The organism is Pseudomonas sp. 22515 (assembly GCF_052044625.1).
In the GTDB taxonomy this organism is placed as follows: Bacteria; Pseudomonadota; Gammaproteobacteria; order Pseudomonadales; family Pseudomonadaceae; genus Aquipseudomonas; species Aquipseudomonas alloputida.
The window spans coordinates 15,086-31,885 of sequence record NZ_JBQENN010000021.1; the positions used below are offsets into that span (position 1 = coordinate 15,086).

Annotated in this window: 14 protein-coding genes; 10 read left to right on the forward strand and 4 right to left on the reverse strand. The window is 62.0% G+C overall.

What is annotated here, in order from left to right; translation table 11 throughout:
• Positions 1-69 precede the first annotated feature (69 nt).
• Positions 70-1,995 carry a transglycosylase SLT domain-containing protein gene (locus ACTJJN_RS19135; RefSeq protein ID WP_440781518.1) on the reverse strand — a complete coding sequence of 642 codons (1,926 nt, stop codon included), beginning with the start codon at positions 1,993-1,995 and terminating at the stop codon, positions 70-72.
• Positions 1,996-2,215: 220 nt separating this feature from the next.
• On the opposite strand from ACTJJN_RS19135, the gene ACTJJN_RS19140 reads away from it, so the two are divergent.
• Positions 2,216-4,144 (forward strand): ATP-binding cassette domain-containing protein, encoded by a 1,929-nt coding sequence (locus tag ACTJJN_RS19140; protein WP_003248759.1) that lies wholly within the window; start codon positions 2,216-2,218, stop codon positions 4,142-4,144.
• A gap of 107 nt (positions 4,145-4,251) precedes the next feature.
• Here the strand turns inward: ACTJJN_RS19140 and ACTJJN_RS19145 are convergent, their stop codons facing one another.
• Entirely contained in the window at positions 4,252-4,692 is a 441-nt protein-coding gene (locus ACTJJN_RS19145) for a universal stress protein (protein WP_012053160.1), read from the reverse strand.
• A 110-nt stretch (positions 4,693-4,802) separates the two neighbouring features.
• Here ACTJJN_RS19145 and ACTJJN_RS19150 point away from each other — a divergent pair, with 110 nt between their 5' ends.
• The 7 genes from ACTJJN_RS19150 to ACTJJN_RS19180 all read left to right on the forward strand — a co-directional run bounded on the left by ACTJJN_RS19150 (position 4,803) and on the right by ACTJJN_RS19180 (position 13,190).
• Positions 4,803-5,240 carry a hypothetical protein gene (locus ACTJJN_RS19150; protein WP_003248762.1) on the forward strand — a complete coding sequence of 146 codons (438 nt, stop codon included), beginning with the start codon at positions 4,803-4,805 and terminating at the stop codon, positions 5,238-5,240.
• Positions 5,241-5,851: 611 nt separating this feature from the next.
• Positions 5,852-7,999, forward strand: coding sequence for a fatty acid oxidation complex subunit alpha FadB (fadB, locus tag ACTJJN_RS19155; RefSeq protein WP_014753932.1), 2,148 nt, complete (start codon positions 5,852-5,854; stop codon positions 7,997-7,999).
• Positions 8,000-8,030: 31 nt separating this feature from the next.
• Positions 8,031-9,206: an acetyl-CoA C-acyltransferase FadA gene (gene fadA / locus ACTJJN_RS19160; RefSeq protein ID WP_440781519.1), complete on the forward strand. Its 1,176-nt coding sequence runs from the start codon at positions 8,031-8,033 to the stop codon at positions 9,204-9,206.
• A 75-nt stretch (positions 9,207-9,281) separates the two neighbouring features.
• Positions 9,282-9,533 (forward strand): DUF1653 domain-containing protein, encoded by a 252-nt coding sequence (locus ACTJJN_RS19165; protein ID WP_003248769.1) that lies wholly within the window; start codon positions 9,282-9,284, stop codon positions 9,531-9,533.
• Between the two features lie 100 nt (positions 9,534-9,633).
• On the forward strand, positions 9,634-12,243 hold the full coding sequence (gene topA / locus ACTJJN_RS19170; protein ID WP_003248770.1) for a type I DNA topoisomerase: 2,610 nt from the start codon (positions 9,634-9,636) through the stop codon (positions 12,241-12,243).
• A gap of 147 nt (positions 12,244-12,390) precedes the next feature.
• Complete coding sequence (locus tag ACTJJN_RS19175) at positions 12,391-12,906, forward strand: DUF6586 family protein (RefSeq protein WP_003248773.1); 516 nt, start codon at positions 12,391-12,393, stop codon at positions 12,904-12,906.
• Between the two features lie 50 nt (positions 12,907-12,956).
• Positions 12,957-13,190, forward strand: a complete 234-nt coding sequence (locus ACTJJN_RS19180; RefSeq protein WP_003248777.1) for a hypothetical protein — start codon at positions 12,957-12,959, stop codon at positions 13,188-13,190.
• 50 nt (positions 13,191-13,240) lie between these two features.
• On the opposite strand, the gene sulA is transcribed toward ACTJJN_RS19180, so the two are convergent.
• Both sulA and lexA read right to left on the reverse strand, forming a co-directional pair.
• Positions 13,241-13,717: an SOS-induced cell division inhibitor SulA gene (gene sulA, locus ACTJJN_RS19185; RefSeq protein ID WP_161774727.1), complete on the reverse strand. Its 477-nt coding sequence runs from the start codon at positions 13,715-13,717 to the stop codon at positions 13,241-13,243.
• 13 nt (positions 13,718-13,730) lie between these two features.
• A complete protein-coding gene (gene lexA / locus ACTJJN_RS19190) occupies positions 13,731-14,339 on the reverse strand; it encodes a transcriptional repressor LexA (RefSeq protein ID WP_003248781.1) in 609 nt (202 codons plus the stop codon).
• A gap of 215 nt (positions 14,340-14,554) precedes the next feature.
• Here lexA and ACTJJN_RS19195 point away from each other — a divergent pair, with 215 nt between their 5' ends.
• Both ACTJJN_RS19195 and nagZ read left to right on the forward strand, forming a co-directional pair.
• Complete coding sequence (locus ACTJJN_RS19195; RefSeq protein ID WP_003248784.1) at positions 14,555-15,262, forward strand: TetR/AcrR family transcriptional regulator; 708 nt, start codon at positions 14,555-14,557, stop codon at positions 15,260-15,262.
• Positions 15,263-15,451: 189 nt separating this feature from the next.
• Complete coding sequence (gene nagZ, locus ACTJJN_RS19200) at positions 15,452-16,450, forward strand: beta-N-acetylhexosaminidase (protein ID WP_178085923.1); 999 nt, start codon at positions 15,452-15,454, stop codon at positions 16,448-16,450.
• Positions 16,451-16,800 lie beyond the last annotated feature (350 nt).

Here is a 16,800-nt window from a genome sequence, read left to right on the forward strand (position 1 = left end):
ACCGGNGACCGCGTAACCCTTGTAGGCGCGGGTTCACCCGCGAAGAGGCCGGTACAGGCTCAACAGCAATCACATGTCATCGAAATACCGTTCGTGCCAATCCACCAGTGGCTGCGGTGAATTCAGCTTCTGCCCGTAGATCACCGAATACGACAGCACGTTCTGTACATACTGGCGTGTTTCGTCGAACGGGATCGACTCCACCCACACATCGAAGCTCAGGTGCTTGGCCCCTTTGAGCCACTGTCGCACGCGCCCGGGCCCGGCGTTGTAGGCTGCCGAAGCCAGCACCCGGTTGCCGTTGAACTGGCTGTGTACCTGGCTCAGGTAGGCCGCACCCAGCTGGATGTTCTTGTCCGGGTTCAGCACTTGCGCCGGTGAGGCCAGCGGGATGCTGAACTTGCGTGCGGTTTCCTTGGCCGTGGCCGGCATCAGTTGCATCAGGCCGCTGGCGCCCACGGGTGAGCGTGCGTCCTCCATGAAGGCGCTTTCCTGGCGAGTGATGGCGAATACCCAGCTCGAATGCAGGCCGCGAACCTTGGCTTCACGCACCAGCGTGTCGCGGTGGGCCATGGGAAAGCGGATGTCCAGGTCGTCCCAGTACCGGGCCTGGCTGATGGTGCGGATGGCCGGGAAGTACCAGCGCAGCTCATAGCCCAGGCGTGCCTGCGCAACCATTTCGTCACGGGTGAAGTGGCGGCTGACGTGGTACCACTCACGGCGGCCGTCGACGATCTGACCGCGGGCGTGGAATTCCAGTGCGCGCTGGATGCCGGGCGTGTTGCGGACCTTCTTGACCAGTTGTGGGCTCAGCAGCAGCGGCTTGTTGTTCAGCTGGTAGGGTGTCTGTGCCCGATCGGCGGCGAGGAAGCCATAGAAGTCACGCTCACGCGCTGCGGTCTTGTAAAGCAGCGGGATCTGCGGGTTGTTTGGCTGTGCCAGCTCCAGGCTGCGAGCCTGCCAGTACTTCCAGCGGCTGGTGCTGGCCAGGTCCTGGGGAAGGCGTTTGGTCAGCTCGTAGGCGTCCTCCCAGCGGCCCAGGCGCAGCAGCAGGCGAAGGCGCCATTCGCTGACAGTGTTGTCACGCAGCTCGGGGTCATAGCGGGTCATCAGGTCGAGCGCGCGTGGGTCGTAGCGGCGTGCGAGGGTCAGGCCGATTTCGCGGGCGATGGCCACCTTTTCGTCACGCGAGAAGTGCATGCGCTGGGCGTAATCGTCGAGCAGTGCCATGGCCCGCTCCGGGTCCTGCCGGGCCAGGCGACGAAGGCCGAGGCTGACCACGTCGGACATGGCCTCGTTGACCGGGGTAAAGCGCGACGGCTGGTTGAGCAGCTCGGGCTTCTGCGCGACGTCGATCAGCAGGCGCCCCTGCGGGCCGAGGGTGGTCAGGGTCTTGACCAGGGTGTTGGCCAGGCCGTAGTTGCGCGCCTGGGCGGCCAGCTTGGTGCGTTCCCAGCGCTTGGCCTCGGTCAGCTGGCCTTCGGCTGCCCACATGCCGAACAGCGTGTCGCAGGCGGCAGGTTGCGATTTGCCGACGTTCCACAGCTTGTCGGCGGTGGCGTAACCTTCGGCGCGCAAGCCGTGGCTGAGCTGGTATTGGCCGTTGAGGCAGTCCAGCTCGGTGAAGTTGAGCTTGGGGTCGTAGTACTTGACGAAGGTATCCCACTCGCCGCGTTCGGCCAGCCAGCGCAACCAGCGCAGTTTCATCCAGTTGGCCTGGGGCAGGTCGCCATGCTTGGCAAGGAAACCTTCGATTTCCTGGTTGCTGGCACTCTTCAGGCGGGCGGTGAGTTCGTCGTAGGCCAGGTAGGGCGTCAGCGGGTAGTCGCTCAAGGCCTGGGCATAGCGCAGGTACGGGCCTTTGTCGCCTTTGGCCAGCGCTCGCTTGGCTTCGTCATAGTACTGGCGTTGCAGGGTCAGGTCGGTGGCCTGCGCCGCGCTGGTGGCAGCGGTAAGCAGCAGGCAGGATGCGATGTGTAACAGGCGGCTGCGCATGATACGTCCGGGCAGTTGAACCATGGGGAGTGTCGGCGGAGCCAGCACTGTTGAAAGCTATTGCCTTAGCTTAGCTGTTTGCCGGCGGTGGGTGAAAGCACTGTGCTTGTATCGGGAAATTAAGTTCGACCAGATGTCGCCAGGTGCTCGCCGGTTGGCCTGGCGGATGCCGTCGGGGGCCAAGTCAGGTAGAATGCGCGCCCGATTTATGGAGACGAACATGACCCTGCTCAAATTCAGCGATGTGTCCCTCGCATTCGGCGCCATGCCGCTGCTGGACAAAGTGTCCTGGCAGATCGCTCGTGGCGAGCGGGTGTGCATCATCGGCCGCAACGGCACCGGCAAGTCGAGCATGCTGCGCCTGGTCAAGGGCGAGCAGAAGGGCGACGACGGTGAAATCTGGCGTGCCCCTGGCCTGAAGATCGGTGAGTTGCCACAGGAGCTGCCGGTGGCCGACGAGCGCACGGTGTTCGACGTGGTAGCCGCTGGTCTGGACGGCGTGGGCGAATTGCTGGCGCAGTTCCACCACCTGAGCATGAACATCCAGGGCGATGAAGACCTGGAAAAACTCATGCACGTCCAGCACGAGCTGGAGGCCCGCGACGGCTGGCGCCTGCAGCAGGTGGTGGAAAGCACACTCAGCCGCCTGCAGCTGCCGGCCGACAAGACCCTGGCCGAGCTTTCCGGTGGCTGGCGCCGCCGCGTACTGCTGGCCCAGGCGCTGGTGTCCGAGCCCGACCTGCTGCTGCTCGACGAACCGACCAACCACCTGGACATCGGTGCCATCGCCTGGCTCGAAGAGGCCCTGCGTGGCTTCAACGGAGCGGTATTGTTCATCACCCACGACCGTTCGTTCCTGCAGAACCTGGCCACCCGTATCCTCGAACTGGACCGCGGCGGCCTGATCGACTGGAACGGTGACTACGCCAGCTTCCTGGTGCACAAGGAGGCCGCACTGGCCGCCGAAGAAACCGCCAACGCGCTGTTCGACAAGCGCCTGGCCCAGGAAGAAGTGTGGATCCGCCAGGGTATCAAGGCTCGCCGTACCCGCAACGAAGGCCGCGTGCGTGCACTGAAGGCCCTGCGTGTGGAGCGTGGCGAGCGCCGTGAACGACAGGGCAAGGCCAACATCCAGATCGAAGCCGCGGACAAATCCGGCAAGCAGGTGATGGTGCTGGAGAATGTCAGCTTCCATCACGCGGACGGCCCCCTGCTGGTCAAGGACTTTTCCATGGTCCTGCAGCGGCAGGATCGCATCGGTCTGCTGGGCGCAAACGGCACTGGCAAGACCACGTTGCTCAAGATGATGCTGGGCGACCTTGAGCCCACTGCGGGTAAAGTGGAGCGCGGCACCAAGCTTGAGGTGGCCTATTTCGACCAGATGCGCCACCAGCTCGACCTGGAAAAGACCGTAATCGACAACCTGGCTGAAGGCCGTGATTTCATCGAGATCGATGGCCAGAACCGCCACGTGCTGAGCTACCTGGGCGACTTCCTGTTCAGCCCCCAGCGCGCGCGTACGCCGGTCAAGGCGTTGTCGGGTGGTGAGCGTGCACGGTTGCTGCTGGCCAAGCTGTTCAGCAAGCCGGCCAACCTGCTGGTACTCGACGAACCGACCAACGACCTGGACGTGGAAACCCTCGAGCTGCTGGAAGAGGTGCTGTCCAACTACAAGGGCACCGTGCTGATGGTCAGCCACGACCGGGCCTTCCTCGACAACGTCGTGACCAGCACTCTGGTGTTCGAAGGCGAGGGCAAGGTGCGTGAGTATGTGGGCGGTTACGAGGACTGGATTCGCCAGGGCGGCTCGCCGAAGCTGCTGGGTGTGACCGAGAGCAAAGGCGGTAAGTCTGCGCTCAACAGCGCGGTGGTGGAGAAGGTCGAGGCCAAGCCTGAGCCTGTTGCGGCGCCGGTGGTGGAAGACGCTTCGAAGAAGAAGCTGAGCTACAAGCTGCAGCGTGAGCTGGAGATGCTGCCGGGGCAGATCGATGAGCTGGAGCAGCGTATGGCTGAAGCCCAGGAAGAAGTGAATGCGGCGGGCTTCTATCAGCGGCCGATTGCAGAAACTTCGGCGGTGCTGGCACGGATCGAGAAGCTGCAGGGCGAGCTGGATGTCTTGGTGGAGCGCTGGGCTGAGCTGGAAGGCTGATTGGCGTTAGCCCGTTCCGGCCTCTTCGCGGGTAAAGCCGCACCTGCAGGGATTGCCATACCCTTGCAGGCGCGGGCTGGCCCGCGAAGAGGCGGGTTCAGGTCCAGTCAATCCTTTTTCAGCAAGCGTACCGCCAGCACGTCACACGGCGCACCGTGCAGCACATCGTTGGCCGTGGAGCCCAGCAGCAATGCCAGGCCGTGACGGCCATGGCTGCCGACAACGATCAGATCGCACTGCTGGTCCTTGGCCAACTGGTGGATTTCCTGGCGAGGCTGGCCGTAGGTCAGGTGCGAGTCGCCGCGGTTGATTCCCGGGTATTTGTTGAACAGGCGGTCCATGCGCTCCTTGGCCTGGTCGAACTGCTGCTGTTGCAGCTGCGACAGGTCCATCGGTACGTCACCGCCGAAGGCCATGGCCATCGGCTCGACGATGTGCACCAGGGATACCTTGGCATTCGAAGGCTCTGCCAGCGCCATGGCGCGCTTGATCACCGGGTCGCATTCTTCGGTCAGGTCGACGGCGACCAACAAATGTTCGTATTGCATGAGCGGTACTCCTGACAATCGCGATAGAAGAAGTATGGTCGCTTTAGGGCGGGTCTACCGTGAAAAATGGCTAACCAGCTCATTTGCAACGCTTTATGGGAACTACTGATATGACGGTATTGCTGGTGGTGTCAATCCTTGCGCTGATTCTCAGTCCGCTTTCCTGGCTGCGCAGCTCGCGCAAGCAGAGCGAGCAGATGAAGTTGCGCCTGGAGGCGCGGCGCATGGGGTTGGCCATGCAACTGGCGCCGCAGCAGTGGCCGCACTGGCTGGAAAAGGAGCCGCCAAGCCCTTGCCCGCAGTATCACAGAGCCCGGCGCCGTGGGCATGAGGACAGCTTCAGCTTCTGGCAGGTCAGCCCCGGGGTGTGGTGGAACCAGTGGCGCGAGCCCTGCGAAGACCCACGCTTCATGGGCGCCTTGTCGCGCTTGCCGGCGAGTGTATACAAGGTCGAGGCCGATGCGCGGATGATTGCCCTTTACTGGACCGAACGTGGCGATACTGCTGTGTTGCAGGATGTTGCCTACGCCCTCGAAACCTTGGCTTGAGCGCCGCCCATGCGCGACCCCTGTAGGCGCGGATTCATCTGCGAACACTGGCAGAGCCGGTGCCAAACTCCGCGGTGCCTGCTTCGCGGGTAAACCCGCTCCTACGGGGGCATCCAGGCGGGTCAATCTGTTCTGCAACGACAAAGCGGCGGCTCGGCATAACCCTGAAGGGGTGGGGTGCCAAGTCGCCGCTTTGCGTTCTGCTGCGCAGAAAAGGCCAGGCAGGCCGGGTTATTCATTCAAGCAAGTGCCAGTGTAGTCGCACTGGCTCGCCGCGCAAGCGCAAAGCCGTCAGCCAATGCTTGTGGTCAATCGCTGACATGAATGACCGGCGATCACTGTCATCATGTTTTGTACCCGGACGATAGAAAATGACTGGAAAGTCGCGTTTTCGCCGTGCTCGTGAGCATTTGACAACGCCCATCTTTTCGGAGAATGTGTGCACACCCAAATCAAACGGGCGTATGAATTGAGCGTTTGTATGTCATGACGCCAAGCCATACTTCCGACTAGCGCGCTGACGGGTGTGCCTGGGGCAAGGCAGCTTAGGCCTGCTTCTGCTGCAGTGATCGGCGTGTACAGTTCAGCTTCCATATCGTGGAGATCAGTTGATGATTTACGAAGGTAAAGCCATCACGGTTAAGGCTCTTGAAAGTGGCATCGTCGAGCTCAAGTTCGACCTCAAGGGTGAGTCCGTCAACAAGTTCAACCGCCTTACCCTGAACGAGCTGCGCCAGGCCGTCGATGCCATCCAGGCCGATGCCTCGGTCAAAGGCGTGATCGTCAGCAGTGGCAAGGACGTGTTCATCGTCGGCGCCGACATCACCGAGTTCGTCGACAACTTCAAGCTGCCTGAGGCCGAACTGGTCGCCGGCAACCTGGAAGCCAATCGTATCTTCAACGCCTTCGAAGACCTCGAAGTGCCGACCGTTGCCGCCATCAACGGCATCGCGCTGGGCGGCGGCCTGGAAATGTGCCTGGCGGCCGACTACCGGGTCATGTCCACCAGCGCCAGGATCGGCCTGCCGGAAGTCAAGCTGGGTATCTACCCGGGCTTTGGCGGTACCGTGCGCCTGCCGCGCCTGATCGGCTCGGACAACGCCATCGAGTGGATCGCCGCCGGCAAGGAAAACCGTGCCGAAGACGCCCTGAAAGTGGGGGCCGTCGACGCGGTGGTCGCCCCTGAGCTGCTGCTGGCCGGTGCCCTCGACCTGATCAAGCGTGCCATCAGTGGCGAGCTGGACTACAAGGCCAAGCGCCAGCCGAAGCTGGAAAAGCTCAAGCTCAATGCCATCGAGCAGATGATGGCCTTCGAGACGGCCAAGGGCTTCGTCGCTGGCCAGGCCGGCCCGAACTACCCGGCCCCGGTCGAAGCGATCAAGAGCATCCAGAAAGCCGCCAACTTCGGTCGCGACAAGGCCCTGGAAGTTGAAGCCGCAGGCTTTGCCAAGCTGGCCAAGACCTCGGTCGCCGAGAGCCTGATCGGCTTGTTCCTCAACGATCAGGAACTCAAGCGCAAGGCCAAGGCGCATGACGAGATCGCCCACGACGTGAAGCAGGCCGCCGTGCTCGGCGCCGGCATCATGGGCGGCGGTATCGCCTACCAGTCGGCGGTCAAAGGTACGCCGATCCTGATGAAAGACATCCGCGAAGAAGCCATTCAGCTGGGTCTGAACGAGGCCTCCAAGTTGCTTGGCAACCGCGTCGAGAAGGGCCGCCTGACCCCAGCCAAGATGGCCGAGGCCCTCAACGCCATTCGACCGACCCTGTCCTATGGCGATTTTGCCAATGTCGACATCGTCGTCGAGGCAGTGGTCGAGAACCCGAAGGTCAAGCAAGCGGTACTGGCGGAAGTGGAAGGCCAGGTGAAGGACGATGCGATCCTCGCTTCCAACACCTCTACCATCTCTATCAACCTGCTGGCCAAGGCGCTCAAGCGCCCGGAAAACTTCGTCGGCATGCACTTCTTCAACCCGGTGCACATGATGCCGCTGGTGGAAGTGATCCGTGGTGAGAAGTCCAGTGACGTGGCGGTCGCCACCACCGTGGCCTACGCCAAGAAAATGGGCAAGAACCCGATCGTGGTCAACGACTGCCCGGGCTTTTTGGTCAACCGCGTGCTGTTCCCGTACTTTGGCGGTTTTGCCAAGCTGGTCAGCGCCGGTGTCGACTTCGTGCGCATCGACAAGGTCATGGAGAAGTTCGGCTGGCCGATGGGCCCAGCCTACTTGATGGACGTGGTCGGCATCGACACCGGCCACCACGGCCGTGACGTCATGGCCGAAGGCTTCCCGGATCGCATGAAGGACGAGCGCCGCTCGGCAGTCGACGCGTTGTACGAGGCCAACCGCCTGGGCCAGAAGAACGGTAAGGGCTTCTACGCCTACGAAACCGACAAGCGCGGCAAGCCGAAGAAGGTTTTCGATGCCACCGTGCTCGACGTGCTCAAACCGATCGTGTTCGAGCAGCGCGAAGTCACTGACGAAGACATCATCAACTGGATGATGGTCCCGCTGTGCCTGGAGACCGTGCGTTGCCTGGAAGACGGCATCGTCGAAACCGCTGCCGAAGCCGACATGGGCCTGGTCTACGGCATTGGTTTCCCTCCCTTCCGCGGTGGTGCGCTGCGTTACATCGACTCGATCGGTGTGGCCGAATTCGTCGCCCTGGCCGATCAGTATGCCGACCTGGGGCCGCTGTACCACCCGACCGCCAAGCTGCGTGAAATGGCCAAGAACGGCCAGCGCTTCTTCAACTGAGCGGTCAACGAGCTAGAGCGAGAGATTTGATATGAGCCTGAATCCAAGAGACGTGGTGATTGTCGACTTCGGTCGCACGCCAATGGGCCGCTCCAAGGGTGGCATGCACCGCAACACCCGCGCCGAAGACATGTCGGCGCACCTGATCAGCAAGCTGCTGGAACGCAACGGCAAGGTTGACCCGAAAGAAGTCGAGGACGTGATCTGGGGCTGCGTCAACCAGACCCTGGAGCAGGGCTGGAACATCGCCCGCATGGCCTCGCTGATGACCCAGATCCCGCACACTTCCGCGGCGCAGACCGTCAGCCGCCTGTGCGGCTCGTCCATGAGCGCGCTGCACACGGCCGCCCAGGCGATCATAACCGGTAACGGTGATGTGTTCGTGGTCGGTGGCGTGGAGCACATGGGCCACGTCAGCATGATGCATGGCGTAGACCCCAACCCGCACCTGTCCTTGCATGCCGCCAAGGCTTCCGGGATGATGGGCCTGACTGCAGAAATGCTCGGCAAGATGCATGGCATCACCCGTGAGCAGCAGGACCTGTTCGGCTTGCGTTCGCACCAGCTGGCCCACAAGGCCACGGTCGAAGGCAAGTTCAAGGACGAGATCATCCCGATGCAGGGCTACGACGAGAACGGCTTCCTGAAGGTGTTCGATTTCGACGAAACCATTCGCCCGGAAACCACCCTCGAAGGCCTGGCATCGCTGAAGCCTGCGTTCAACCCGAAAGGCGGTACGGTCACGGCCGGTACCTCGTCGCAGATCACCGACGGCGCCTCGTGCATGATCGTCATGTCCGGTCAGCGTGCCATGGACCTCGGTATCCAGCCATTGGCGGTGATCCGTTCGATGGCAGTTGCCGGTGTCGACCCGGCAATCATGGGCTACGGCCCGGTGCCATCGACCCAGAAAGCCCTCAAGCGTGCGGGCTTGACCATGGCCGATATTGACTTCATCGAGCTCAACGAAGCCTTCGCTGCACAGGCCCTGCCCGTGCTGAAAGACTTGAAAGTGCTCGACAAGATGGATGAGAAGGTTAACCTGCACGGCGGCGCCATTGCTTTGGGCCACCCGTTCGGTTGCTCCGGGGCGCGGATTTCCGGCACCCTGCTCAACGTCATGAAGCAAAATGGCGGTACGCTGGGTGTTGCGACCATGTGCGTCGGCCTGGGCCAAGGTATCACCACTGTCTTCGAACGCGTCTGATCGCGTAGCGGGACAGCAGCCGGGGCCTAGTGCCCCGGTTTTGTTTTTTCAGGTTTTCTTCAGGAGGTGTGCAACATGCAGATACAACCAGGCGTATACCGGCATTACAAAGGGCCTGAGTACCGTGTCTTCAGTGTTGCGCGGCACTCCGAAACCGAAGAGTGGATGGTGTTCTACCAATGCCTGTATGGTGATTACAGCTTCTGGGTACGTCCCCTTTCGATGTTCCAGGAGTCCGTCGAATTTGACGGCGAGCAGGTGCCACGCTTTGCTTTGGTCAAGGCCGAAGAGGGGCTGCCCGGGTTGCTGGGCAAGTCGCACGCGTGATCGTCCGAGCTTGACCTCACACTTTTGCCACTATATATAGCGGTGCCGCGTCTGGCACTTGGCGCGTTTTTTATCTTCAGATTCAGGAATACTCCGATCCATGGGCAAATCGCTGGTCATTGTGGAATCCCCGGCCAAGGCCAAGACCATCAACAAGTACCTGGGCAACCAGTACGTGGTGAAGTCGAGTATCGGCCATATCCGAGACCTCCCCACCAGCGGTTCGGCCAGCGCGAGCAAAGAGCCGGCCGCCAAGCGTGGCAAGGCTGCGGGTGAGGCTCCGGCGCTTTCGCCGAAAGAGAAGGCCCGCCGCCAGCTGGTGGCACGCATGGGCGTCGACCCCGACCATGGCTGGAAGGCCAAGTACGAGATCCTGCCTGGCAAGGAAAAGGTGATCGAAGAGCTGCGCCGCCTGGCCAAGGATGCCGACACCATCTATCTCGCAACCGACTTGGACCGCGAAGGGGAAGCCATTGCCTGGCACCTGCGCGAGGCCATCGGGGGTGACGACACCCGCTACAAGCGCGTGGTGTTCAACGAAATTACCAAGAAGGCCATTCAGGAAGCGTTCTCGCAGCCAGGCGAGCTGGACATCGACCGGGTCAACGCCCAGCAGGCGCGGCGCTTCCTCGACCGCGTGGTCGGTTACATGGTTTCGCCGCTGCTGTGGGCCAAGATTGCCCGTGGTCTGTCCGCTGGCCGTGTACAGTCGGTGGCGGTGAAGCTGGTGGTTGAGCGTGAGCGTGAGATCCGCGCGTTCATCCCGGAAGAGTACTGGGAGATCCACGCCGACCTCGGCACCGCCAAGAACGCCAAGGTGCGTTTCGAGGTGGCGCGCGAGAAGGGCGAGGCCTTCAAGCCGCTGAACGAAGCTCAGGCCATGGCTGCACTGGAAAAGCTCAAGGCTTCCAGTTACAGCGTGGTCAAGCGCGAAGACCGCCCGACCAGCAGCAAGCCATCGGCACCGTTCATTACGTCCACCTTGCAGCAAGCGGCCAGTAACCGCCTGGGCTTTGGCGTGAAGAAAACCATGATGATGGCCCAGCGCTTGTACGAAGCCGGTTACATCACCTACATGCGTACCGACTCGACCAACCTGTCGGCTGACGCCCTGGATATGGCACGCAGCTACATCGAACGGGAGTTCGGCAAGCAGTACCTGCCGGAGGCACCACTGGTTTACGGCAGCAAGGAGGGCGCCCAGGAGGCGCACGAAGCGATTCGGCCTTCTGACGTGAATACCCACCCGACCAAGCTCAGCGGCATGGAGCGTGACGCCGAGCGCCTGTACGAGCTGATCTGGCGCCAGTTCCTGGCGTGCCAGATGCCGCCAGCGCAGTACCTGTCCACCAGCGTTACCGTCGCTGCCGGCGATTTCGAGCTGCGTGCCAAGGGCCGCATCCTCAAGTTCGACGGCTACACCCGTGTGCTGCCACAGCAGAGCAAGCCGGGCGAAGACGACGTGCTGCCAGAGATGGTTCAGGGTGAAGCGCTGAAACTGATCCAGATCGACCCGAGCCAGCACTTTACCAAGCCGCCTGCACGCTTTACCGAAGCCAGCCTGGTCAAGGAAATGGAAAAGCGCGGCATTGGCCGCCCATCGACCTACGCGGCGATCATTTCCACCATCCAGGACCGTGGCTATGTGACGCTGCACAACCGCCGCTTCTACTCCGAGAAGATGGGCGATATCGTCACCGAGCGCTTGTCGGAGAGCTTCTCCAACCTGATGGATTACGGCTTTACCGCCGACATGGAAGAGAACCTCGACGACGTGGCCCAGGGCGAGCGTGACTGGAAGAACGTGCTCGACGAGTTCTACGGCGATTTCAGCAAAAAGCTGCAGACTGCCGAGTCCAGTGAAGACGGCATGCGCGCCAACCAGCCGACCATGACCAACATTCCGTGCAAGGAATGTGGTCGGCCGATGATGATTCGCACCGCCTCTACAGGCGTGTTCCTGGGCTGCTCTGGCTACAGCCTGCCGCCGAAAGAGCGCTGCAAGGCTACCGTCAACCTGGTGCCGGGCGACGAGATTGCCGCTGACGACGAGGGCGAGTCGGAATCGCGCGTGTTGCTGGGCAAGCACCGTTGCCCGATCTGCGCCACGGCGATGGATGCCTACCTGCTGGACGAGAAACACAAACTGCACATCTGCGGTAACAACCCGGATTGTGTCGGTTACGAGATCGAAGAAGGCAACTACCGCATCAAGGGTTACGAAGGGCCGAGCCTGGAGTGCGACAAGTGCGGTAGCGAGATGCAATTGAAGACCGGCCGTTTCGGCAAGTTCTTCGGCTGCACCAACCCGGCGTGCAAGAACACCCGCAAGCTGCTCAAGAGCGGCGAGGCGGCGCCACCGAAGATGGACAAGGTGGACATGCCGGAGCTCAAGTGCGAGAAGGTCGACGATACCTACGTGCTGCGCGACGGTGCTTCCGGGTTGTTCCTGGCTGCCAGCCAGTTCCCCAAGAACCGCGAAACCCGTGCGCCGCTGGTGCTGGAGATTGTGCCGCACAAGCATGAGATTGACCCGAAGTACCACTTCCTGTGCGATGCGCCGCAGAAAGACCCGGATGGCCGCCCGGCGGTGATTCGCTACAGCCGCAAGACCAAGGAGCAGTACGTGCAGTCCGAGGTCGATGGCAAGCCGACCGGCTGGAAGGCGTTTTACGACGGCAATGCCTGGAAGGTTGAAGACAAGCGCTGATCCATCGGTGCTGTAATGTGGGGCCGCTTTGCGGCCCTTCGCGGGNCTGTACTGGTGAGAGCAGGCAAGCCCGCGAAGGGGCGCAAAGCGGCCCCAATCATTTATGATGCAGATATCCGCCTTGTAGCCTTATGGGAGGGCACTGAAGTGGCCCAGGAACTCTACACCCGCACCAACCAGAAACTGTTCTTCGCCGGCCTCGCCCTCGAGTCCATGGCCAAGGCTGAACAAAGCCAGGCCATGAATGCCCAAGGCCTGGTTCAGGCTGAGCGCGAGTCGGCGCTGTTCCACCTGTATGGCGCTCTGTTGGGGCTGTGCCATGAAATCGGGGGCTTCTATCGCCTGCCGGTCGTCGCAACGGTGGAGCAAGCCCTGGCCGACGATGCCCTGAACGGTATCGCCATCCCGGAAGTGGCCGAGTTGCTGGAACTGGCCCGCCAGCGGGAAACCTGGCTGGCGCAAATGCTCGGTGCTTATGCCGATTTGTTCCGACCACCGGTCGCCAGAAAAGCGCCGAAAACCGACGTTACCCAACCCCTGATTCAAGCTGTCAATCTTGATGAGCCTGAGCATCCAGCGCTGTCGCGTGCCGAGCTGGAAAGCTGGCGCAATGACCTTAAAAGTTTGGTGAGACGTTTCCGTGACGCGTTGAGTGAGTGCTGATAGCCGCAACGGCTGGTACAATAATCGCCTTTCGCGGAGAACTGCCATTTATGTCTACGTCTTTTCTGGAAATTGTCGAGTTGCCTGATGGCCGCATCGAACTTCGTCGCGCCGAGGATGAGGGCTCTCTGGTAACCCTGGATTTCTCGGAAGACGCCAAGGTGTTCCTGCAGGGTCAGCATGTGGAAGTGGCCAAGGCCATGCTCAGTGTGGGCGTGCAGATGGCCGGTCGCCTGATGGATGGCGAGCTCGAGCGTGATGAAGGGCCGCGTGTGCTGCACTGAGTGTGCAGCAGCGTATCAGGCTATTTGAAGTGACAGGCAGAGCCTGAACATCAGCCGAGGCGGATGTTCAGGCTTTGTGCGTTTCCGGCACTGGCTGCACGTAGCAGTTGCTGGCGTGCAGTGGCATTGACGTTGCCCAGCCAGCTCACCACGGTGTGGCTGAGGCCCAGGTGCAAAGCCTCACAGGCCAGTTGCAGCGCACTTTGATTGCTCCGGGGTTGCAGCAGCAGAATACGTTCACGGTTGAGCCCGGCATCGCGCAGCCAGGCCTGGGTCAGGCTTGGCGGTGGGGCGATCAGGGTCAGCCAGCGGGCCTCGTCCTCTTCGCTCAGCTCGCGCAGCACGGGCGCCAGCAGGCTTTGGCAGTGGCCAGGGGCGCCGCGCAGCGACAGTTCGCTGAACAGCTCGGGCTGGCTGCTCTTGCGCGCCGGTTCCCTGGCTTTCAGGCCTGGCAGCACGGGCTGGGCGAGGAATGCTTCGAACAGGGGCAACTGGACTTGCTCGGGTGCGTGAATGAACTGCTGCATGACGCCTCCTGGATCAGCGGCGAATGACGCCGACGCTCAAGCCCTCGATCACCAGCTCCTGTTCTTTCAGGTCGACTTCGATGGGGGCGAATTCGGGGTTTTCGGCAAGCAGCCAGACTTTGCTGCCTTCACGCTTGAAGCGCTTGACGGTAACTTCGTCGCCGATGCGCGCCACCACGATCTGGCCGTTACGGGCTTCACGGCAGGTGTGCACCGCCAGCAGGTCACCGTCGAAGATGCCGACGTCCTTCATGCTCATGCCGTGTACGCGCAGCAAATAGTCGGCTTGGGGGTGGAAGAAGGCAGGGTTGATGTTGCAGGATTGCTCGATGTGCTGTTCGGCAAGAATCGGCGCACCGGCAGCGACCCGGCCGATGATGGGCAGGCCGGTTTCTTCGGCCTTGGCTTCCAGGCCAGGGATGCGGATGCCGCGGGAAGCGCCCGGCGTCATTTCGATCGCGCCCTTGCGGGCAAGGGCCTTGAGGTGCTCCTCGGCGGCATTGGGCGACTTGAAGCCCAGCTCCTGAGCAATCTCGGCGCGGGTAGGTGGGAAGCCGTTGTCTTCCAGGCAGCGCTTGATGAACGCGAGAATTTCGGCTTGGCGTGGCGTCAGTTTCAACATGGTAAGCGCTCTGTCTTTTTGTACAGTGACTGGGATTATATACAGTACTGAGTGCGCTGCAAGCCAAAAGCCGCAATAAACAGAAGAGGTGGCGCTTGCAGTGGGCCGGCTGGCGCTTTTAAATGGCGACCGCCCAGTCACCGAGCCTTGACAGAAGCAGGGCTGAAACGTATGTTTCAAACACCTGTTTGTCTGACGGAGTAGTCGGAGTAGTCATGGCCCAATCGGAAACCGTTGAACGCATTCTCGATGCTGCCGAGCAGCTGTTCGCGGAAAGGGGGTTCGCCGAAACCTCGTTGCGGCTGATTACCAGCAAGGCCGGGGTCAACCTGGCGGCAGTCAACTATCATTTCGGCTCCAAGAAGGCGCTGATCCAGGCTGTTTTTTCCCGTTTCCTCGGCCCATTCTGCGCCAGTCTCGAGCGTGAGCTGGAGCGCCGCCAGGCCAAGCCGGAGCAAAAGCCCAGCCTTGAAGAACTGCTGGAAATGCTCGTGGAGCAGGCGCTGGCCGTGCAGCCGCGTAGCAACAACGACCTGTCGATCTTCATGCGCCTGCTGGGTCTGGCGTTCAGCCAGAGCCAGGGTCACCTGCGGCGCTATCTGGAAGACATGTACGGCAAGGTGTTCCGCCGCTACATGCTGCTGGTGAACGAGGCTGCGCCACGCATTCCGCCACTGGAACTGTTCTGGCGTGTGCACTTCATGCTGGGTGCCGCGGCCTTCAGCATGTCCGGTATCAAGGCCTTGCGGGCGATTGCCGAGACTGACTTCGGCATCAATACCTCGATCGAGCAGGTGATGCGCCTGATGGTGCCGTTCCTGGCGGCAGGCATGCGCGCTGACAGCGGTGTAACCGACGAGGCGATGGCCACTGCGCAGCTGCGTCCGCGAACCAAGACCAGTTCGGCTACAGCCAAGGCCTGAAGGCTGGGCGTGGCGGGGCGCTTCCGCTAAGCTAGCGCCCATGCCCTATCTCGATCTACTTCACATTTCCCTTGCTGACCAGCGCCTTTATGGCTTCGCCGGTGGCCAACAGCGCGTGTCTGCCGGTGTCTGCTGCCCCCCGGTGGGCTTCTCTCTGTCTTCAATGAAGGATTACCCATGACTGTCAGCCTGCAAGGCTCCCTGATGGTGGATATCGCCGGTAAATGGCTGACCGCCGAAGACCGTCAACTGCTTCGCCAGCCGGAAGTGGCTGGCCTGATCATCTTCGCCCGTAATATCGATAGCCCGCGCCAGGTGCGCGAACTGTGCGCGTCCATCCGCGCCATTCGCCCCGAGCTGATCCTGGCAGTGGATCAGGAAGGTGGTCGCGTACAGCGTCTGCGCCAGGGCTTTGTGCGCCTGCCGGCCATGCGTGCGCTGGCCGATAACGACAATGCTGAATACCTGGCTGAACAATGCGGCTGGCTGATGGCGACCGAGGTACTGGCAGTTGGCCTGGACCTCAGCTTTGCTCCGGTGCTCGACCTGGACCACCAGCGTAGCGCCGTGGTGGGCAGCCGCGCCTTCGAGGGTGACCCGCTGCGTGCAACGCGACTGGCCGGCGCGTTCATCCGTGGCATGAATGCGGCAGGTATGGCCGCGTGTGGCAAGCATTTCCCAGGGCATGGCTGGGCCGAAGCCGATTCGCATGTGGCCATCCCCACCGATGAGCGCAGCCTGGAACAACTGCGCCAGGCCGACCTGGTGCCGTTTACCCGCCTGAGTGGGCAACTGGCGGCAGTGATGCCGGCGCATGTCATCTACCCGCAGGTTGACAACCAGCCCGCTGGCTTCTCGCGGCGTTGGTTGCAGGACATCCTGCGTGGCGAGCTGGGCTTTGATGGGGTGATTTTCAGTGATGACCTGTCGATGGCTGGTGCGCATGTGGTTGGCGACGCGGCCAGCCGTATCGAGGCGGCGCTGAGCGCCGGTTGTGATATGGGCCTGGTGTGCAATGACCGGGCGGCGGCGGAGCTGGCGCTGAGTGCGGCGCAGCGCATGAAGGTCAAGCCATCGCCGCGGATTGCCCGGATGCGTGGGCAAGGGTTTGCGCGGACCGATTATCGCCAGCAGCCGCGCTGGCTGGAGGCGTTGGGGGCGTTGAGGGAAGCTCAGCTGGTCGATTGACTGCTGGCCTGTTCGCGCTCACAGGTACCGCATCTCATGCTTGTAGGAGCGGGTTTACCCGCGAATACGGTGGCGGCGGCAACGGTGAACGGCGGGTGGTAATTGGCCAGCAGGTCCGGCCTCTTCGCGGGTAAACCCGCTCCTACGACGACCTGTGCCGAACCACCGATGCGTGCCTGTAGGCGCGGGTTTACCCGCGGATACGGTGGCGGCGGCAACGGTGAACGGCGGGTGGTAATTGGCCGGCAGGTCCGGCCTCTTCGCGGGTAAACCCGCTCCTACAGCGGCCTGTGCCGAATCACCGATGCGTGTGTAGGCGCGGGCTTGCCCGCGAAGAGGCCCGCACAGGC